At 72.9% G+C, this 18,004-nt stretch carries 19 protein-coding genes; 14 read left to right on the plus strand and 5 right to left on the minus strand.

The window, feature by feature from the left end:
- Positions 1-19 precede the first annotated feature (19 nt).
- From RC1_RS13395 to dnaQ, 4 genes are read left to right on the plus strand one after another with little or no spacing between them, the layout of a single operon-like run.
- Positions 20-631: a Maf family protein gene (locus RC1_RS13395; RefSeq protein ID WP_041785365.1), complete on the plus strand. Its 612-nt coding sequence runs from the start codon at positions 20-22 to the stop codon at positions 629-631.
- Positions 628-1,476, plus strand: a complete 849-nt coding sequence (locus RC1_RS13400) for a shikimate dehydrogenase (protein ID WP_012567953.1) — start codon at positions 628-630, stop codon at positions 1,474-1,476. Before RC1_RS13395 ends, RC1_RS13400 begins: the two co-directional genes overlap by 4 nt.
- 52 nt (positions 1,477-1,528) lie before the next feature.
- Positions 1,529-2,203 (plus strand): dephospho-CoA kinase, encoded by a 675-nt coding sequence (coaE, locus tag RC1_RS13405; RefSeq protein WP_012567954.1) that lies wholly within the window; start codon positions 1,529-1,531, stop codon positions 2,201-2,203.
- Positions 2,203-2,886 (plus strand): DNA polymerase III subunit epsilon, encoded by a 684-nt coding sequence (gene dnaQ, locus RC1_RS13410; protein WP_012567955.1) that lies wholly within the window; start codon positions 2,203-2,205, stop codon positions 2,884-2,886. The genes coaE and dnaQ overlap by 1 nt, the downstream gene beginning before the upstream one ends.
- Before the next feature lie 39 nt (positions 2,887-2,925).
- Here the strand turns inward: dnaQ and RC1_RS13415 are convergent, their stop codons facing one another.
- The 3 genes from RC1_RS13415 to RC1_RS13425 form a co-directional block, all read right to left on the minus strand.
- The gene (locus tag RC1_RS13415; protein WP_012567956.1) at positions 2,926-3,900 is read right to left on the minus strand and encodes a quinone oxidoreductase family protein; all 975 of its coding nucleotides are present in this window, start codon (positions 3,898-3,900) and stop codon (positions 2,926-2,928) included.
- Between the two features lie 52 nt (positions 3,901-3,952).
- Positions 3,953-4,648, minus strand: a complete 696-nt coding sequence (locus RC1_RS13420) for a dienelactone hydrolase family protein (RefSeq protein ID WP_012567957.1) — start codon at positions 4,646-4,648, stop codon at positions 3,953-3,955.
- 118 nt (positions 4,649-4,766) lie between these two features.
- Positions 4,767-6,833 (minus strand): thioredoxin domain-containing protein, encoded by a 2,067-nt coding sequence (locus RC1_RS13425; protein WP_012567958.1) that lies wholly within the window; start codon positions 6,831-6,833, stop codon positions 4,767-4,769.
- A gap of 222 nt (positions 6,834-7,055) precedes the next feature.
- On the opposite strand from RC1_RS13425, the gene RC1_RS13430 reads away from it, so the two are divergent.
- The 8 genes from RC1_RS13430 (at position 7,056) to RC1_RS13465 (ending at position 13,881) form a co-directional block, all read left to right on the plus strand.
- Positions 7,056-7,316, plus strand: coding sequence for a DUF6489 family protein (locus RC1_RS13430; protein ID WP_012567959.1), 261 nt, complete (start codon positions 7,056-7,058; stop codon positions 7,314-7,316).
- Complete coding sequence (locus RC1_RS13435; RefSeq protein ID WP_012567960.1) at positions 7,313-7,711, plus strand: (2Fe-2S) ferredoxin domain-containing protein; 399 nt, start codon at positions 7,313-7,315, stop codon at positions 7,709-7,711. Before RC1_RS13430 ends, RC1_RS13435 begins: the two co-directional genes overlap by 4 nt.
- A gap of 62 nt (positions 7,712-7,773) precedes the next feature.
- Positions 7,774-9,093, plus strand: coding sequence for a tRNA uridine-5-carboxymethylaminomethyl(34) synthesis GTPase MnmE (mnmE, locus tag RC1_RS13440; protein WP_012567961.1), 1,320 nt, complete (start codon positions 7,774-7,776; stop codon positions 9,091-9,093).
- A gap of 55 nt (positions 9,094-9,148) precedes the next feature.
- Positions 9,149-11,008, plus strand: coding sequence for a tRNA uridine-5-carboxymethylaminomethyl(34) synthesis enzyme MnmG (gene mnmG / locus RC1_RS13445; protein WP_012567962.1), 1,860 nt, complete (start codon positions 9,149-9,151; stop codon positions 11,006-11,008).
- A 31-nt stretch (positions 11,009-11,039) separates the two neighbouring features.
- Positions 11,040-11,690, plus strand: coding sequence for a 16S rRNA (guanine(527)-N(7))-methyltransferase RsmG (gene rsmG, locus RC1_RS13450; protein ID WP_012567963.1), 651 nt, complete (start codon positions 11,040-11,042; stop codon positions 11,688-11,690).
- Between the two features lie 5 nt (positions 11,691-11,695).
- Positions 11,696-12,520, plus strand: coding sequence for a ParA family protein (locus tag RC1_RS13455; protein WP_012567964.1), 825 nt, complete (start codon positions 11,696-11,698; stop codon positions 12,518-12,520).
- Complete coding sequence (locus RC1_RS13460) at positions 12,513-13,412, plus strand: ParB/RepB/Spo0J family partition protein (protein ID WP_012567965.1); 900 nt, start codon at positions 12,513-12,515, stop codon at positions 13,410-13,412. Before RC1_RS13455 ends, RC1_RS13460 begins: the two co-directional genes overlap by 8 nt.
- A gap of 25 nt (positions 13,413-13,437) precedes the next feature.
- The gene (locus RC1_RS13465; protein ID WP_012567966.1) at positions 13,438-13,881 is read left to right on the plus strand and encodes a DUF6841 family protein; all 444 of its coding nucleotides are present in this window, start codon (positions 13,438-13,440) and stop codon (positions 13,879-13,881) included.
- 27 nt (positions 13,882-13,908) lie between these two features.
- Here RC1_RS13465 and RC1_RS20215 read toward each other — a convergent pair whose 3' ends face one another.
- Both RC1_RS20215 and RC1_RS13475 read right to left on the minus strand, forming a co-directional pair.
- The gene (locus RC1_RS20215; RefSeq protein WP_012567967.1) at positions 13,909-14,712 is read right to left on the minus strand and encodes a class I SAM-dependent methyltransferase; all 804 of its coding nucleotides are present in this window, start codon (positions 14,710-14,712) and stop codon (positions 13,909-13,911) included.
- A 36-nt stretch (positions 14,713-14,748) separates the two neighbouring features.
- Positions 14,749-15,507, minus strand: a complete 759-nt coding sequence (locus tag RC1_RS13475) for an alpha/beta hydrolase (RefSeq protein ID WP_012567968.1) — start codon at positions 15,505-15,507, stop codon at positions 14,749-14,751.
- Positions 15,508-15,532: 25 nt separating this feature from the next.
- Here RC1_RS13475 and RC1_RS13480 point away from each other — a divergent pair, with 25 nt between their 5' ends.
- On the plus strand, positions 15,533-16,873 hold the full coding sequence (locus RC1_RS13480; RefSeq protein ID WP_083759316.1) for a glycosyltransferase family 4 protein: 1,341 nt from the start codon (positions 15,533-15,535) through the stop codon (positions 16,871-16,873).
- Positions 16,870-17,838: a glycosyltransferase family 9 protein gene (locus RC1_RS13485; protein ID WP_049766719.1), complete on the plus strand. Its 969-nt coding sequence runs from the start codon at positions 16,870-16,872 to the stop codon at positions 17,836-17,838. The genes RC1_RS13480 and RC1_RS13485 overlap by 4 nt, the downstream gene beginning before the upstream one ends.
- Positions 17,839-18,004 lie beyond the last annotated feature (166 nt).

The following is an 18,004-nucleotide window of genomic DNA, read 5'->3' on the forward strand; positions in this document are numbered from 1 at the left end:
GACGGGAAGAACGGTGGCCATGGTCGCTCTCTCGAACGAGCCGGTCGTGCTGGCGTCCGGCAGCACCACGCGGCGCCGCCTGCTGGAGTCGGCGGGGCTGGCGGTGATCGTCGATCCGCCGACGGTGGACGAGGACGCGGTGAAGCGGTCCTGCCGCGCCGGCGGCCTGCCGCCGCAGGCGGTGGCCGAGGCCCTGGCCGAGCTGAAGGCCGCCCGTGTGGCGGCCCGCCATCCCGACCGCCCCGTCATCGGCGCCGACCAGATGCTGGAATGCGACGGTGTCTGGTTCGACAAGCCGGCCGATGCCGCCGCGGCACGGGCACAGCTTCTGGCCCTGGCCGGGCGGCGCCACCGGCTGATCTCCTGCGCCGTGGTCTTCCAGGGCGGACAGCGGGTCTGGCACACGCTGGACGAGGCGGTGCTGACCATGCGCCCGCTGGAGCCGGCGTTCCTTGACCGCTATCTCGCGGCGGCCGGGCCTTCCGTGCTGTCCTCCGTCGGCGGCTACCAGCTCGAAGGGCCGGGTGCCCAGCTCTTCACCGCCGTGACCGGCGACTTCTTCACCGTGCTGGGGCTGCCGCTGCTGCCGCTGCTGGGCTTCCTGCGCACCCGCGGAGTGCTGCCATCGTGATCCTGTCCGGCAAATCCAGGATCGCGGGCGTCATGGGCTGGCCGGTCGGGCACAGCCGCAGCCCGCGCCTGCACGGCTTCTGGCTGCAGCAGTACGGCATCGACGGCGCCTATGTGCCGCTGCCGGTGCCGCCCGACCGGATCGAGCCGGCCATCCGCGCCCTGCCGGCGCTGGGGCTGGCCGGCTGCAACGTCACCGTCCCGCACAAGGAGGCGGCGTTCCGGCTGGTGGACCTGCTGGACCCGGCGGCGAAGCGGATCGGCGCGGTCAACACCATCGTCGTCCGGCCCGACGGCAGCCTGGAGGGGCGCAACACCGACGCCTTCGGCTTCCGGGAGAATCTGCGCGACGGCGCCCCCGCCTGGGACCCGGCGGCCGGGCCGGCCGTCGTGGTCGGCGCCGGCGGGGCGGCCCGCGCCGTGGCGGTGGCGCTGCTGGACAGCGGCGTGCCGGAACTGCGTCTGGTCAACCGCACCCGTGCCCGGGCGGAGGAGCTTGCGGCCGACCTCGGCCCCGGCGTGCCGGTCCGGGTGATCCCGTGGGAATGGCGCGCCTCGGCCCTGGCCGATGCGGGGCTGCTGGTGAACACGACGACCCAGGGCATGGCCGGGCAGGCCGGGCTGGACCTGCCGCTGGCGGGGCTGCCCCCGGCCACCGTGGTGACGGACATCGTCTACACCCCGCTGCTGACCCCGCTGCTGAAGGAGGCGAAGGCCCGCGGCAACCCGGTGGTGGACGGGCTGGGCATGCTGCTGCACCAGGCGCGGCCCGGCTTCCAGGCCTGGTTCGGGCTGGCGCCGAAGGTGACGCCGGAGTTGCGCCGCTTCGTGCTGGAGGGGTTGTGAGCGGGTCTCCCGCCGGCCGGCCGGTGCTCCGCTCCCGGGCCGGGGGGCGGCGATGATCGTGCTGGGGCTCACCGGCTCCATCGGCATGGGCAAGTCCACCGCGGCGGCGATGCTGCGCCGGCTGGGCTGTCCGGTGCATGACAGCGACGCCGCCGTCCATCGCCTCTATGCCCGCGGCGGGGCCGCGGTGCCGGTGGTGGCGGCGCTGTTCCCCGACGCGGTGCGCAACGGCGCCGTGGACCGTGCCGCCCTGTCGGCCCATGTCGTCGGCCGGCCCGAGGCGCTGCGCCGGCTGGAGGCGGCGGTGCATCCGCTGGTGCGGGCCGACGCCGACCGCTTCCTGCGCCGCGCCGCCCGCCGGAAGGCAAGGGTGGCGGTGCTGGACATCCCGCTGCTGTTCGAGAGCCGCGGCGAGGGGCGGGTGGACCGGATCGCCGTCGTCTCCGCCCCGGCATCCGTGCAGCGCGCCCGCGTGCTGGCCCGGCCGGGCATGACCCCGGCGAAGCTGGCCGCCATCCTGGCGCTTCAGATGCCCGACCGGGAGAAGCGGCGCCGGGCCGATTTCGTGGTGCCCACCGGCCTGGGCAGACGCCATACCTTGATCGCGCTGACCCGGATCGTCAGAGTGCTGGGGATGGAGCGGGGCCGGATCTGGCCGCCGCGGGGCTACCGGCCGCCGGCCCCGTCCAGGGGCGTGCGGCCGCCCAGGACACCGGGACGGACCTGATGCGCGAGATCGTGCTGGATACGGAAACCACCGGCATCGACGCCCTGAACGGCGACCGGGTGGTGGAGATCGGCTGCGTCGAGCTGATGAACCATGTCGCCACCGGCCGCACCTACCACCAGTACATCAACCCCGAACGCGACATGCCGATCGAGGCGTTCAACGTCCACGGCCTGTCCACGGAGTTCCTGTCCGGCCAGCCCACCTTCGCCGAGATCGTCGGCCCGTTCCTGGACTTCATCCAGGACAGCCCGCTGGTCATCCACAACGCCACCTTCGACGTGGGCTTCCTGAACGCGGAGCTGACCCGGCTGGGCATGCGGACCCTGCCCGCGGCCCGCGCCATCGACACGGTCGTGCTGGCCCGGCGCCGCTTCCCCGGCGCGCCCGCCAGCCTGGACGCGCTCTGCCGCCGGTTCGAGATCGACAATTCGGCCCGCAGCTACCACGGCGCGCTGCTGGACGCCCAGCTTCTGGCGGAGGTCTATCTGGAGCTGCTGGGCGGCCGCCAGCCCGACTTGGTGCTGGCCCCCACCGGCGCCCAGGCCGCGGCCTCCTTCCGCACCGACCGCCCCCGCCGCGAACCGCGGCCGCACGCCCCCCTGCCGGAGGAGCTGGAGGCGCATGAGGCCTTCCTGAAGGGCTTCAAGACCCCGCCCCTGTGGCAGACGCGGTCGTCGTAGGTCGCCCGCGCGGGCGGTGCCCGCGGGGCGATGGCACCATCAGGGCAGCAGCACCGTGGAGCCGGTGGTGCGGCGGGCCTCCAGGGCGCGGTGCGCTTCCGCCGCGTCGCGCAGGGGGAAGGTCTGGCGCACCTCCACCTTCACCGTGCCGTCCTTGACCACGGCGAACAGGTCGGCGGCCGTCTCCTCCAGCTCCGCGCGGGTGGCGACATAGTGGAACAGCGACGGCCGGGTCAGGAACAGCGCGCCCTTGGCCGCCAGCAGCCCGGTATCGAGCGGCGCCAGCTTGCCCGAGGACTGGCCGAAGCTGACCAGCATGCCCAGCCGGCGCAGGCAGTCCATGCTCTTGAGGAAAGTGTCGGCGCCGACGCTGTCATAGACCACGTCCACCCCCCTGCCCCCGGTGATCTCCTTCACCCGGGCGACGAAATCCTCCCGCGTGTAGTTGATCGCGTGATGGCAGCCGTGCGCCCGCGCAAGCTCGGCCTTCTCCTCCGATCCGACGGTGCCGATCACGGTGGCGCCCAGCGCGTTGGCCCACTGGCAGACGATCAGCCCGACCCCGCCGGCGGCGGCATGGATCAGGATGCTGTCGCCCGGATTCACCCGGTAGGTCCGGCGCAGCAGGTACTGCGCCGTCATGCCCTGGAGCAGCATGGCGGCGGCGGTGCGGTCGTCCAGCCAGTCCGGCAGGGCGACCAGCCCCTGGGCCGGGATCAGGCGCGCTTCGGCATAGGCGCCGATCGGCCCGGAGCAGTAGCCGACGCGGTCGCCCGGCGCGAAGCCGGTCACGCCCTCGCCCACCGCCTCGACCACGCCCGCGGCCTCCATCCCCGGCACGAAGGGCAGCGGCTGCGGGTAGAGGCCGCTGCGGTGGTAGGTGTCGATGAAGTTCAGCCCCACGGCCGTGTGGCGCAGGCGTACCTCGCCGGGGCCGGGGTCGCCCACCGCCACCTCTTCCCAGCGCAGCACGTCGGGGCCGCCCGTCTCGTGGATACGGATCGCGTGGACCATGTTCCGCCGTCCTTCGGCTGTGGTTGCGGCGCCCCGATGGCGCCGCCGGCCATCAGAACAGATGTTCGCGGAAGAAGGCCAGCGTCCGTTCCTCCGCCGCCTGTGCCGCGTCGGGGTCCCAGTGCTGGCCCTCGGTCCGGGCGAAGGCGTGCTGCTGGTCCGGATAGTCGTAGATGGCGACCAGACTGTTGCCGCCCAGGGTGTCCTTGATCTGCGCCTGCGCCTCGGGCGGGACGAAGCTGTCCTTGCCGGCGATGTGCATCAGCAGGGGCCGGGTGATGGCGGCGCATTCATCCAGGTGGCGGTCGATGCCGACGCCGTAATAGGCGACCGTGGCGTCGCTGTCCGAGCGCGTCGCCATCAGATAGGCCAGCTTGCCGCCCAGGCAGAAGCCGACGGCGCCGACCTTGCCGGTCACGCCCGGATGATCGCGCAGAAGCTCCATCGTGGCGATCAGGTCATCCACCCCCTTCACCTCGTTGAAGCCCTGATAGAGCTTGAACGCCTTCTGCCATTCCGCCTCGGTCCGGTCGGTGAGCTGGACGCCCGGCTCCTGCCGCCAGAACAGGTCGGGGCAGAGGGCGAAATAGCCCTGCCCGGCCAGGAAGTCGCAGTAGTCCCGGATCTGTTCGTTCACGCCGAAGATCTCCTGGATCACCACGATGCCCGGTCCCTGGCCCGACGGCGGTTCGGCCAGATAGCCGGTGAAGCTGCCCCCGTCGGTCGCCTGGATCGTGACGTCGGTCATGCGCGCCCCCTTGCTCGGTATGTGGGATCGGTTCCGGTCCGGCCGGAACGGTCCCGCCCGCTGGCGTGCGGGCCGGGACGAAAAGCCGCGGGAATGCTATACGCGGGTCCCCGCCTTGTCACGGTGCGGGCGGCGGGGTAACCCGATCTTCACGCAGAAGTGCGGCCAGGGCCGCCGGGTCCGTCACCGGCAGCGAACAGGCCATGGCGCGGCAGACATAGGCGGCCGCCCTGCCCCCGACCATGCCCTTGCCCGCCGCGGGATGTCCGTCCGGCAGGGCCGTCCCCGGCGTGACCGGGGTCAGCACCAGGGTCGGCAGGCCGGCGCCGTGGACCGCCCGCAGCAGCGCGCCCGTGTCCGCCGCCGCCGGGTCGCCGGCCACCACCACCTGCACCGCCCGGTGCAGCAGCTCGACATTGTTGAGGAAGGTCGCCAGCGGGAAGAAGTTGCGGCCCGGCTCGCCGCCGAAGGCGGTGACCAGGGCATCGGCGCGGCGACGCCAGCCCTCTTCCCCCGTGATGAGCCAGAGCCGCGCCAGCACCCCCAGCATGGTGCCGTTGCCCGAGGGCACGGCGTTGTCCTGGGCGTTGCGCGGCCGCACGATCAGATCCGTGGCATCGGCCGCGGTCAGGAAGTAGCCGCCGGACTCCGTGTCCCAGAACTGCGCGTCGGCCACCGCGGCCCAGCGCCGGGCCTGCTCCACGCAGGTGCCGTCGCCGGTGACCTCGAACAGGGCCAGGGCGGCGCGGGCCATGGCGGCCTGATCGTCCAGCGTGCCGCGGTGGCGCAGCGTGCCGGCCCGCCAGGAGTGCCAGAGGCGGCCGTCCGCATCCTGCATGTGGGTCCGCACGAAGTCGTAGGCACGGCGGGCGGCGGCGATCCAGTCCGGTTCGTCGAACACGGCGCCGGCGCGCGCCAGCGCCGCGATCATCAGCCCGTTCCAGTCGGCCAGCACCTTGTCGTCCCAGCCGGGGCGGACGCGGGCGCCGCGCGCCTGGAACAGCACGGCGCGCATCTCCGCCAGCGCCCCCTCCTCCGCCGGCGTGCCGGGCTCCGGCCGCTTCAGCCGGTTCAGGATGGTGGTGCCTTCCCAGTTGCCGCGCTCGGTCACGTCGTAGGCACGGGCGAAGGTCTCGGCGCGGTCGCCCAGCAGCCGGTCCACCTCCGCCCAGGTCCAGACGTAGAAGCGGCCCTCCTCCCCCTCGCTGTCGGCATCCAGGGTGGCGGCGAAGCCGCCGCCCACGGGCCGGCCGGGTTCGGAGACCATCTCCCGCAGCACCCAGCCGACCGTCTCCCGCACCCGCGCCTCGAACAGCGGGTCGCGCGTGTCCTGCCAGACGGTGGTCAGCAGGTCGATGAGCTGGGCGTTGTCGTAGAGCATCTTCTCGAAGTGCGGCACCAGCCATTCCTGGTCGGTGGAATAGCGGGCATAGCCGCCGCCGAGATGGTCGTAGATACCGCCCTGGCTCATCTGCGTCAGGGTGGTGACGACGGCCGCGCGGCAGTCCTCCCGGCCAGTGCGCTTCCAGGCGCGCCAGAGCAGCTCGACGATGCCGGTCTGCGGGAACTTCGGGGCCGAACCGATGCCGCCATGGACGGGATCGACCTCCTGCACCAGCCGCGCCGCCACCTCGTCCAGCAGATCGACGTCCACCCCCGCCCCCGGCCGGTTCTGCGCCAGCCGGTGCAGCGCGTCCTTCAGGGCGGTGGTGTTGCGCACCACCTTGTCCGGCTCCTGCCGGTAGGTGGTGCTGACGCCCAGCAGCACGTCGGGGAAGCCGGGGCGGCCCCAGCGGCGTTCCGGCGGAAAGTAGGTGCCGCCCCAGAACGGCTCCCCCTCGGGTGTCAGGAACATGGTGAGCGGCCAGCCGCCCTGCTGGCCCAGCAGGCCCAGCGCGGACTGGTAGATCTGGTCCACGTCCGGCCGCTCCTCCCGGTCCACCTTCACGTTGACGAACAGGTCGTTCATCATCGCGGCGATGGTCGGGTCCTCGAAGCTCTCATGCGCCATGACATGGCACCAGTGGCAGGCGGCATAGCCCACCGACAGCAGCACGGGCTTGCCCTCCGCCCGGGCGCGGGCGAAGGCCGCCGGTCCCCAGGGCATCCAGTGGACCGGGTTGTCCTTGTGCTGCAACAGATAGGGGCTCGTCTCCTGCCCCAGCAGGTTCGCGGGGTCCGCCATGTCTCTCGTCCCTCTGTTCGGCATCCGGTTACCGGACCGGCCACCGTTTCCCGGCGGCGCCTTTGCCTGCAGGATAGCGTCGTGTAGACTGGCATGCGCCGGAAAAATGGCCCTGATTCAATTACGGTTTTCGCTTTCGCCCGATACCCGGCCCGCCCGCCGCGGATGCCGGGCAGAGGGACGCCGGACAGGGCGGTCCGCCGGAACGGAGGGGAACAGCGCATGAAGATTTCCGTCGATATCGACTGCACCCCCGAGGAGGCCCGCGCCTTCCTGGGGCTGCCGGACGTGAAGCCCATGCAGGATGCCCTGATGCACCAGCTTCAGGAGCGGATCAGCGCCAACATCGCGGCCATGGACCCGGAGGTCATGCTGAAGACCTGGCTTCCGGTCGGGCTCCAGAACCTGGAGCAGATGCAGAAATTCATGTGGAACCAGATGGCCTCCGCCATGGGCGGAAGCGGCAAGGATCAGAAGAAGTGAACGACCAGGATAGCCAGGACCCGGCCCCCTACTACCGGGCCCATGTCTTCTGCTGCACCAACGAGAGGCCGGAGGGCCACCCGCGCGGGAGCTGCAAGCGCCGCGGCGCCGAACCGCTGCGCGACTACATGAAGAAGCGGGCCACGGCCCTGGGCCTGCGCGGCATCCGGGTCAACGCCGCCGGCTGCCTGGACCGCTGCGAACTGGGTCCGGTCATGGTGGTCTATCCGGAGGGGGTCTGGTACGGCTTCTCGTCGGAGGCCGACATCGACGAGATCCTGGAAACGCATCTGGTCCGGGGCGGCCGGGTCGAGCGGCTGATGCTGCGCCCGGAAGACCGGAAGCCGGAGGATGTGGCCGCCCGGCTGGCGGCGGAACAGGCCGCGGCGGAATAGAGCCTGTGTGACGGCCCGCCCCTGTGGCGCGAGCCCCCCGTGTTTCACGTGAAACATCGACGATGACGACGGATACCATCTTCGCCCCCGCCACGGCCCCCGGCCGCGGCGGGGTGCAGGTCGTGCGCCTGTCCGGGCCGCTGGCCGGTCCGGCCCTGGTCCGGCTGTCGGGCCGGCTGCCGCCGCCGCGGCAGGCCACGCTCGCCTCTCTGCACGACCCCGCCGGCGGGGAGGTCTTCGACCGCGCCCTGCTGCTCTGGTTCCCCGCCCCGGCCAGCTTCACCGGAGAGGACGTGGCGGAGCTGCACCTGCATGGCGGCCGTGCCGTGCTGGCCGCGGCGGCGGAGGCGCTGACCGCACTCGGCCTGCGCGTGGCGGAGCCGGGCGAGTTCAGCCGCCGCGCCTTCGAGCATGGCAAGCTGGATCTGACGGAGGCGGAGGCCATCGCCGATCTGGTGGCGGCGGAGACGGCGGCCCAGCGCCGACAGGCCCTGCGCCAGATGGACGGCGCCCTGGGCCGGCTCTACGAGGACTGGCGGCACCGGCTGGTGCGGGCGCTGGCGCATCTGGAGGCGGAGATCGACTTCCCCGAGGAGGACCTGCCCGGCGGGCTGACGGACTCCGTGCGCCCCGTGGTGCGGGACCTGCTGGCGGAGATCGCGGCGCATCTGGCCGACGGGCACCGCGGGGAGCGGCTGCGCGACGGCATCGCCATCGCCATCCTGGGCGCACCGAACGCCGGCAAGTCCAGCCTGCTGAACGCCATCGCCCGGCGCGATGTCGCCATCGTCAGCGCCCAGGCCGGCACCACCCGCGACGTGATCGAGGTGGCGCTCGACCTCGGCGGCTATCCCGTCACCCTGGCGGACACGGCCGGCCTGCGCGAGACCCTGGACGCGGTGGAGAGCGAGGGCATCCGCCGCGCCCTGGACCGGGCGGCGCGGGCCGACCTGACGCTGCTGGTGTTCGACGCCACCCTTCCCCCCGATCCGGCGACGCTGGCCCTGGCCGGAGAAGATGCGCTGGTCGTGCTGAACAAGGCCGATCTGGCCGGGGAGCTGCCGTCGGAGGTGGCGGGCCGGCCGGCGCTGGCCGTCTCCGCCGCCACGGGCCAGGGGCTGGCGGCACTGCTGGCGACCCTGACCGCGGCGGTGGAGATGCGCTACGCCCCCGCCGCCGCCCCGTCGCTCACCCGCGCCCGGCACCGGGCGGCGCTGGAGGCGTGCGGCGCCTCCCTCGCCCGCGCGCTGGAGGCGCCGCTGCCCGAACTGGCGGCGGAGGATGTCCGCCTTGCCGCCCGCGCGCTGGGCCGGATCACCGGCCGGGTGGATGTGGAGGACCTGCTGGACGTGATCTTCCGCGATTTCTGCATCGGCAAGTGAGATCCGCCGCGGGAGCGGCTGGACTCCGCCCCGCCCCGCCCATACATTCCGCGCCATGCGAAGCTTCGACGTGATCGTGGTGGGCGGCGGCCATGCGGGCTGCGAGGCCGCGGCGGCGGCCGCGCGGATGGGCGCGCGCACGGCGCTGCTGACCCACCGCATCGAAACCATCGGCGAGATGTCCTGCAACCCGGCCATCGGCGGTCTGGGCAAGGGCCATCTCGTGCGCGAGATCGACGCGCTGGACGGGCTGATGGCCCGCGTCATCGACCAGGGCGGCATCCAGTTCCGCGTGCTGAACCGCTCCAAGGGCCCGGCCGTCCGCGGTCCGCGGGCGCAGGCCGACCGCCGGCTCTACCGCGAGGCCATGCAGGCGGCCCTGCGCGCCCAGCCGGGCCTGGATCTGATCGCCGCGGCGGTGGAGGACCTGCTGCTGGACGCCGCGGGCGCCTGTTGCGGCGTGCGGACGGCGGACGGGGAGGAGATCCGCGCCGGGGCCGTGGTGCTGACCACCGGCACCTTCCTGCGCGGCCTGATCCATATCGGGGAGCGCCGGATTCCCGCCGGCCGCGTCGGTGAGGCGCCGGCGCTCGGCCTGTCCGACACGCTGGCGCGGCTGGGATTCCCGCTCGGCCGGCTGAAGACCGGCACCCCGGCGCGGCTGGACGGCCGCAGCATCGACTGGGCCGGGCTGGAGAGCCAGCCGGGCGACGATCCGCCCCCGCCCTTCTCCACGCTGACGGAGCGGATCACGACGCCGCAGGTCGCCTGCGCCATCACCTGGACGACGCCGGCGGTGCATGCGCTGATCCGCGCCAACCTGCACCGGGCGCCGATCTATTCCGGCCAGATCGAGTCCACCGGCCCGCGCTACTGCCCCAGCATCGAGGACAAGGTCGTCCGCTTCGCCGACAAGGAGCGGCACCAGATCTTCCTGGAGCCGGAGGGGCTGGACGACGACACGGTCTATCCCAACGGCATCTCCACCAGCCTGCCCGAGGAGGTGCAGCGGGAGATGCTGGCCGCCATCCCGGGGCTGGAGCGGGCCGTGATGCTGCGCCCCGGCTATGCCATCGAATACGACTTCGTGGACCCGCGGGAGCTTACCGCCACGCTGGAGACGAAGCGGCTGCCGCGCCTGTTCCTGGCCGGTCAGATCAACGGCACCACCGGCTATGAGGAGGCGGCGGCCCAGGGCCTGATGGCCGGCGTCAACGCCGCCCTGGCCGTGGCCGGCGGCGAGCCCTTCGTGCTGGACCGGGCCGAGGGCTATATCGGCGTGCTGATCGACGACCTGATCACCCGCGGCACGACCGAGCCCTACCGCATGTTCACCAGCCGCGCCGAATACCGGCTGCTGCTGCGCGCCGACAATGCCGATCAGCGGCTGACCCCGCGCGGCCTGTCGGTCGGCGTCGTCGGCAGCCGGCGGGCGGAAGCGTTCCAGCAAAAGGCGGACGCCCTGGCCGCGGCGCGGGCGCTGGCGACGTCGCTGGCCGCCACGCCGAACGAACTGGCCCGCCACGGCATCCATGTGAACCGCGACGGCGTGCGCCGCACGGTGCTGGACCTGCTGCGCTATCCGGAGGTGGACATCGCCCGCCTTGCCGCCGTCTGGCCGGAGCTGGCGGCCCTGCCGGCGGCGATCGCCGAGCAGGTGGAGATCGACGGCAAGTATGCCGGTTACCTGGAGCGGCAGGAGGCCGACATCCGCGCCTTCCGCAAGGACGAGGCGCTGGGGCTGCCCGCCGACCTGGACCCGGACGCCATCGCCTCCCTCTCCGCCGAGATCCGGCAGAAACTGCGGCAGGTGCGTCCCGCCACCCTGGGGGCCGCGGCCCGTATCCCGGGCATGACCCCCGCCGCCCTGACCGCCCTTCTGCGCCATGTCAAGCGCCGCCCCGCGGCCGCCTGATCGCGGGCGCCCCCAACGACCCACGGACCCGATGAGCAATACCCGTCTCCCGGCCCCATCCTTCCGGGCCACCGACTTTCAGGCCGCCTTCGGTGTTTCACGTGAAACACTGGACCGCCTCGCCGCCTACGAGGCGCTGCTGCGCAAGTGGAATCCGGCGATCAATCTGGTCGCCCGCTCGACCCTGGACGATGTCTGGGAGCGGCACTTCGCGGATTCCGCCCAGCTCTTCGCGCTTCTGCCGGAGGGCACACGGGTGCTGGTCGATCTCGGCTCGGGGGCGGGCTTCCCCGGCCTTGTCCTGGCGATCCTGGGCGTGCCGGAGGTGCATCTGATCGAATCCGACGGACGCAAGGCCGCCTTTCTGCGGGAGGTGGCGCGGGTCACCGGGGCCCCCGCCACGGTTCATGCGCAGCGGGCGGAACAGGCGGAGGCGCCGCCGGCCGATGCCGTGTCCGCCCGCGCGCTCGCCGATCTCTCCGCCCTGCTGCCGCTGGCGGCCAGATTCCTGAGGCCGGGCGGTATCTGCCTGTTTCCCAAGGGCCGCACCGCCGCCGACGAATTGACCCGCGCCCGGGATTCCTGGACAATGCGGGTCGAGGAATTCCCGAGCCGGACCGACCCGTCCGGCGCCCTGCTCCGCTTGAGCGAGATCGCCCCCCGGGGCATGCAGATAGGCTGATCCCCGTGCCAGACGGAACCACTTCCGCAGCCCAGGCCAGGCCGACCCCGCGGGTCATCGCGCTGGCCAACCAGAAGGGCGGCGTCGGCAAGACCACGACCACCATCAATCTCGGCACCGCGCTGGCCGCCATCGGCAAGCGCGTGCTGATCATCGACAACGATCCCCAGGGCAACGCCTCCACCGGGCTGGGCATCAGCCAGAGCGACCGCGGCATCGGCATCTACGACCTGCTGTTCGGCGACAGCCGGCTGGAAGAGGTGACGGTGCCCACGGACGTGCCGAACCTCTCCCTCGTCACCGCCTCGGTCGAACTTTCCGGGGCGGAGGTCGAACTGGTGAACGTGGAGCGGCGCGAGTACCGGCTGAAGGACGCGCTGGCCCGTTCCCACGGCGGCTACGACTACATCCTGATCGACTGCCCCCCTGCCCTGGGCCTGCTGACGCTGAACGCGCTGGCCGCGGCGGATGCCGTGCTGGTGCCCTTGCAGTGCGAGTTCTACGCGTTGGAGGGGCTGTCGCACCTGGTCCGCACGATCGAGCGGGTGAAGCGCGCCTTCAACCCGGCGCTGGACATCCAGGGCGTGGTGCTGACCATGTTCGACCGCCGCAACAACCTGTCCGACATGGTCGCGGCCGATGTGCGCGGCTTCTTCGGGGACAAGGTGTTCGAGACGGTGATCCCCCGCAATGTGCGGGTCTCCGAAGCTCCCAGCCATGGCAAGCCGGTGCTGCTCTACGATTATCGTTCGGCGGGCGCGCAGGCTTACATCCATCTGGCCGGGGAAGTTCTGAAGCGTGAGCGGAAGCGGCAGCTGGCCTATGGATGACGTGCGCAAGGAAGACTCCCGCAAGCGGCCCGGCGGTCTGGGCCGCGGTCTGTCCGCCCTGTTCGGGGACGCCGCCCCGGCGGAGGGGGAACCGGCCGACCGCGCCCGCCTGACCCGGCTGGTCCCGATCGACCAGCTTCATCCCGGCCGCTACCAGCCCCGCCGCCGCTTCGACGACGAGGAGATGCGCGCGCTGGTGGACAGCGTGCGCGAGCGCGGCGTCCTGCAGCCCCTGCTCGTCCGCAAGGACGAGGACTCGCCGCCCGGCGCGCCCAGCTATGAGATCATCGCCGGCGAGCGGCGCTGGCGGGCCGCCCAGCTTGCCGGGCTGCACGAGGTGCCGGTGCTGGTCCGGACCCTGACGGACCGCGAGGCGCTGGAAATCGCGCTGATCGAGAACATCCAGCGCCAGGACCTGACCCCGCTGGAAGAGGCCGAGGGCTTCCGCCGGCTGATGGACGAGTTCTCCCACACGCAGGAGGACCTTGCCCGCGCCGTCGGCAAGAGCCGCAGCCATGTCGCCAACATGCTGCGTCTGCTGGCCCTGCCCGACGAGGTGAAGCGGCTCGTGCAGGAGGGGCAGCTCAGCATGGGCCATGCCCGCGCCCTGCTCACGGCGCACGACCCCGCCGCTCTGGCGCAGGAGGTGGTGAAGCGCGGCCTCAACGTGCGCCAGACCGAACAGCTCGTGAAGGACGCCGCGGCCGGGCGGCAGGCGAAGCTGCCGGCCGTGAAGCCGCCCGACACCGTGGCGCTGGAGCGTGAGGTCTCGACCGCGCTGGGGCTCAAGGTCGTCGTCGCCGGGCGCGGGCCCAAGGGCGTGCTGCAGATCCACTACAAGACGCTCGACCAGCTTGACGGGGTGCTGTCCCGTATCCTGGGACAGCGCTGAACCGACGACACCAGGGAGGGACCCCATGGCCGACGAAATGACGGCGGAGAAGGCCGGCGCTTTCTTCCACACCTATTCGGAGGCCTTCGCCGCCTATGACCTGGACCGGGTGATGGACCACCACGACCATCCCCTGACGGTGGTCACGGCGGCCGGCCCGCAGGTCTTCCCCGAGCGGGAGCAGGCCCGCGCCTTCCTGGGCGCCCAGATGGAGGCGTACCGCCGGCTGGGCATGGCCTGGCCGGTGCCGGCCGCGGCCATCACCGTGGCCTACAACCACGATCTGGTGCGGGCGGAGGTGCGCTGGATCCTGCGCTCCCGCGATGGCGAGGGCATCGCCGGCTGGACGACGATCTATCTGCTGCGCCGGGCGGAGACGGGCTGGAAACTCGCCATCGTCGTCAGCCCGGAGGAGCCGCAGGCCCTGGCCGCGCTCGGCACGCCCGGCCCCGCCTCCCCCGCCGTATAGGCCGTACAGCCTGCCCGGCCGCCGGGATCACCCGGCCCGGCGGCGGGCCCGCATGCGGTGGCCGGGCTTCAGGTTGAAGCCGAAAGCCACGTCGAAGCCATGCCGGTCGAACAGCCGGCGCAGGGCGTCGCGGGTGAACCAGCGCAGATGCTCCGGCGGCTTCACCTCCGGCCAGCGGGTGAAGTCGCGCGGCACCCGCCAGTGGCCGCCGTCCGGCGTGGTCAGGAACAGCACCGCCCCCGGCGCCGCCAGCCGCGCCAGCGCCGCGGCGAAGGCGTCGGGATCGCGCACATGCTCGATCACCTCGGTGCAATAGAGGATGTCGAACGGCCCCTTCCCCGCCGCGGCGAAGGCTTCGGCATCGGCGATGTGGAAGGTGGCGTTCTCCACCCGCACGCGGGCGCGAGCCACGGCATCGGGGTCGATCTCGATGCCGGTTGCCTGCAATCCCAGGTCGCGCGCGGCCTCGACGGCAAATCCCAGATTGCAGCCGATATCCAGGAAGCGAACCCCCGGCGCCGCCGCCTTCAGCCCGGCGATGCGGCGGCGGGCGCGGCGCAGCTTGCTGGCCGCTTTCGTCGAATAGGACCGGCTGGCATAGTAGGCCGTGTAGAAACCGGCCAGGGCGTCCGCCGACGGGATGCGCTCGACGCTCACCAGACCGCAGCGCCCGCAGCGGCACAGACCGCCGAAATCCAGCGCCGGGTCGGCGGCGACCAGGGCCGCCATGTCGCGGCGCTGGTCCGGGGCCGTGCGGGCCGTGGCGGCCCAGTCCTCGTGGCTGGCCACCGGGGTCCAGGTCTCGGCCCCGCAGGCCGGGCAGGCAGGCATGCTCACGTCCCCTCCGCAATGGTTCGGCGGCCGTTCTCAGGCTGCCGTCAGTTCCCCCACCGTGCGGCACAGCAGGTCGATGTCCTGTGGCCGCGACAGCCGGTGGTCCCCGTCCTTCACCAGCACGACGCGCACGTCGTCGCTTTCCAGGTCGCCGGCCAGATCCAGGCTGAAGCGCCAGGGCACGTCGGCGTCGCGCTGGCCGTGCAGCAGCCGCACCGGGCAGCGGACCGGGATCGGCCGGCCCAGTAGCAGATGCCGCCGCCCCTCGTCCAGCAGCGCCCGCGTGATGCGGTAACCGGCGGGGTCGTAGGCGCTGGGCTGCACGAAGAAGCCGTCCCGCTCCAGCGCCGCGGCCTGCTCCGGCGACAGGCGCTGCCGGATCAGCCGCTCGGTGAAGTCGGCCGCCGGGGCGACGCAGACCAGCCCCGCGACCCGCTCCGGCCGGGCGATGGCGGCCAGATGCGCGATCCAGCCGCCCATGCTGGAGCCGACCAGCACCTGCGGCCCCTCCGTCTGCCGGTCCAGCACGGCCAGCGCGTCCTCCAGCCAGGTGCCGACGGTTCCGTCCTCCCAGCGGCCGGAGGAGCGGCCGTGGCCCTGGTAGTCGAAGCAGACGCAGCCGAGCCCTGCCCGCTCCGCCCAGGCCTCCAGCGCCACCGCCTTGGTGCCGGTCATGTCCGAGCGGAAGCCGCCCAGGAAGATCACGCCCAGCACGCCCGGGCGCCGGGGCGGGGTCCGTCGATAAGCTATGGTGGCGGCGCCCCGGGTCAGGCTATGTATCGGCGCACCCATGCCGTCCCCTGTCGATGCTACGCCCATGACCGTCCCGGCCGAGCTGCCCGGCACCCTAGCGGCCACCGAACCCGACGACAACCCGGCCCCGCCGGCCACCGCCGCGGAGTACGCCTCCGACGGAGAGGACGATGCCGGCTTCCCCGGCGCCGCCCAGGCCGGTCCGGAGGCGGCGGAGGCCGTGGCTTCCTGGTTCGGCGGCGGCCGGCCGGTGGTGCTCCAGGTCATCCCCACCCTGGTCACGGGCGGGGCGGAGCGCGGCTGCATCGACATGGCGGCCGCCATCCAGCGGGCCGGCGGCCGCGCCCTGGTCGTCTCCGCCGGCGGGCCGATGGCGCGCGAGCTGGAACGCTACGGCGCCCGCCACATCACCCTGCCGGTGGACAGCAAGAACCCCGTCACCATCTACCGCAACGCCGCCCGGCTGGCGGCGCTGATCCGGGCGGAAGGGGTGGACATCGTGCATGCCCGCTCGCGCGCCCCGGCCTGGAGCGCCCTCTGGGCGGCGCGGCGCTGCGGCGTGCCGTTCGTCACAACCTTCCACGCCCCCTACAATTTCAAGGGCCGCCTGAAGCAGCGCTACAATTCGGTGATGGCCCGGGGCGACCGGGTGATCGCCGTCAGCGGCTTCGTGGCCGCGCATGTCGCGGACAGCTACGGCGTCGGGCCGGACCGGCTGCGGCTGATCCACCGCGGCGTGGATGTCGCCACCCTCGTCCCGGCCAAGGTGACGCAGGCGCGCATGGCCGTGCTGGCGCGCGACTGGCGCCTGCCCGACGACCACCGGGTCGTGCTGCTGCCGGGCCGGCTGACCCGCTGGAAGGGCCAGCTCGTGCTGATCGAGGCGATGGCGAAGCTGGGGCGGAACGACGTGCGCGCCGTGCTGGTGGGCGGCGACCAGGGCCGCACCGACTACCGCCAGGAGCTGGAGGCCCGCATCCGCGCCCTGGGACTGGACAGCCAGGTCACCATCGCCGGCCACTGCGCCGACATGGCGGCCGCCTACATGCTGTCCGACGTGGTGGTCAGCGCCTCGGTCGAGCCTGAGGCGTTCGGCCGGGTCATCGTGGAGGCGCAGGCCATGGGCCGGCCGGTGATCGTCTCCGACCTCGGCGCGGTCAAGGAGACGCTGGTGAACGGCCAGACCGGCCTTGTCGTGCCGCCCGGCGATGCCGAGGCGCTGGCCGGCGCCATCGCGTCGGTGCTGGACCTGACCCCGCTGGAGCGCCGGGCCGTGGGGCTGGAGGCGATGCGCTACGTGCGCGAGCGATTCACCCGCGACGGCATGTGCCTCGCCACGCTCGCCGTCTATGCCGAACTGCTGGCGGAACGGGCGGCCGGGGGCCGGCCCGCCGGGCTGTCGTGAGCCCGCCGGCCCCGGTGCCGGAGACCGCGGCCGCGGCCGCGGCGGGGACTGTGGCCGGGGGCACGGCCCGGCGCGTGCTGGTCATCCGGCTGGGCGCGCTGGGCGACCTGATCCAGTGCTTCGACGCCTTCCATGCCGTGCGCGCCCGTCATCCGGGGGCGGAGATCGCGCTCCTGACCAAGCCCGCCTTCGCCGGCTTCGGCCGGACCATGCCCTGGTTCGACCGGGTCTGGGAGGACGGGCGCAGCCGCAGCCCGGCGCATTACTGGCACATCCGCTCGCTGCTGCGCGGGGCGCGGCTGGATGTCGTCTACGACCTCCAGGCCAAGCCGCGCACCCGGCTCTACCGCCGCCTGCTCTGGCCCGGTCCGGCGCCGCGCTGGCCGGTGGCCGATCCCGCGGCGCTTGCGGGCCGGCACAACCGCGACCGCTATCTCGCCGTGCTCGCCGCGGGCGGGGTGCCGGATGCGGGCGCGGCCGATCTCTCCTGGCTCGCGGCGCCCGTGGACGGGGTGGCACCGGCTGGCCCCTTCGTGCTGCTGGTGCCCGGCTGCTCCCCCCACCTGCCGCACAAGCGCTGGCCGCCGGCGTCCTATGCGGCGCTCGGCCGGGCGCTGCTGGAGGCCGGCACCGTGCCGGTGCTGGTCGGTACCGCGGCTGACCGCGACGCCGCCGACCGCATCCTGGCCGACTGTCCGGGGGCGCTGGATCTCGTCGGCCGCACCAGCCTCGCCCAGCTCGGCAGCCTCGCCCGCCGGGCGCGGGCCACCGTGGGCAACGACACCGGGCCGGTCTTCCTGACGGCCGCGGCGGGCTGCCCCACCCTGATGCTGATGTCCCACCACACCGATCCCGTCCGCTCCGCCCCGTGGGGGCCGCGCACGGCCTGGCTCAAGCGCGACGACCTGTCGGCGCTGCCGGTGGCGGAGGTGGTGGCGGCGCTGGCCGGCCTCGCCAGGGTCTGAACCGGCCGGCGTTCCGGGGATGTGTCGCACGCAACCCTTCCCCGCGTCACGGGAATCGCCCATCTCCCGGTCTTGACATCGGGAGGAACGGCTCACCAAAGTCCCACCTCCCGAAAAGGGTTCCTTCAACTACCAAGATACCGGTGAGTGCCATGACGATGGCGGA

It is taken from the genome of Rhodospirillum centenum SW, assembly GCF_000016185.1.
Classification (GTDB): Bacteria; Pseudomonadota; Alphaproteobacteria; order Azospirillales; family Azospirillaceae; genus Rhodocista; species Rhodocista centena.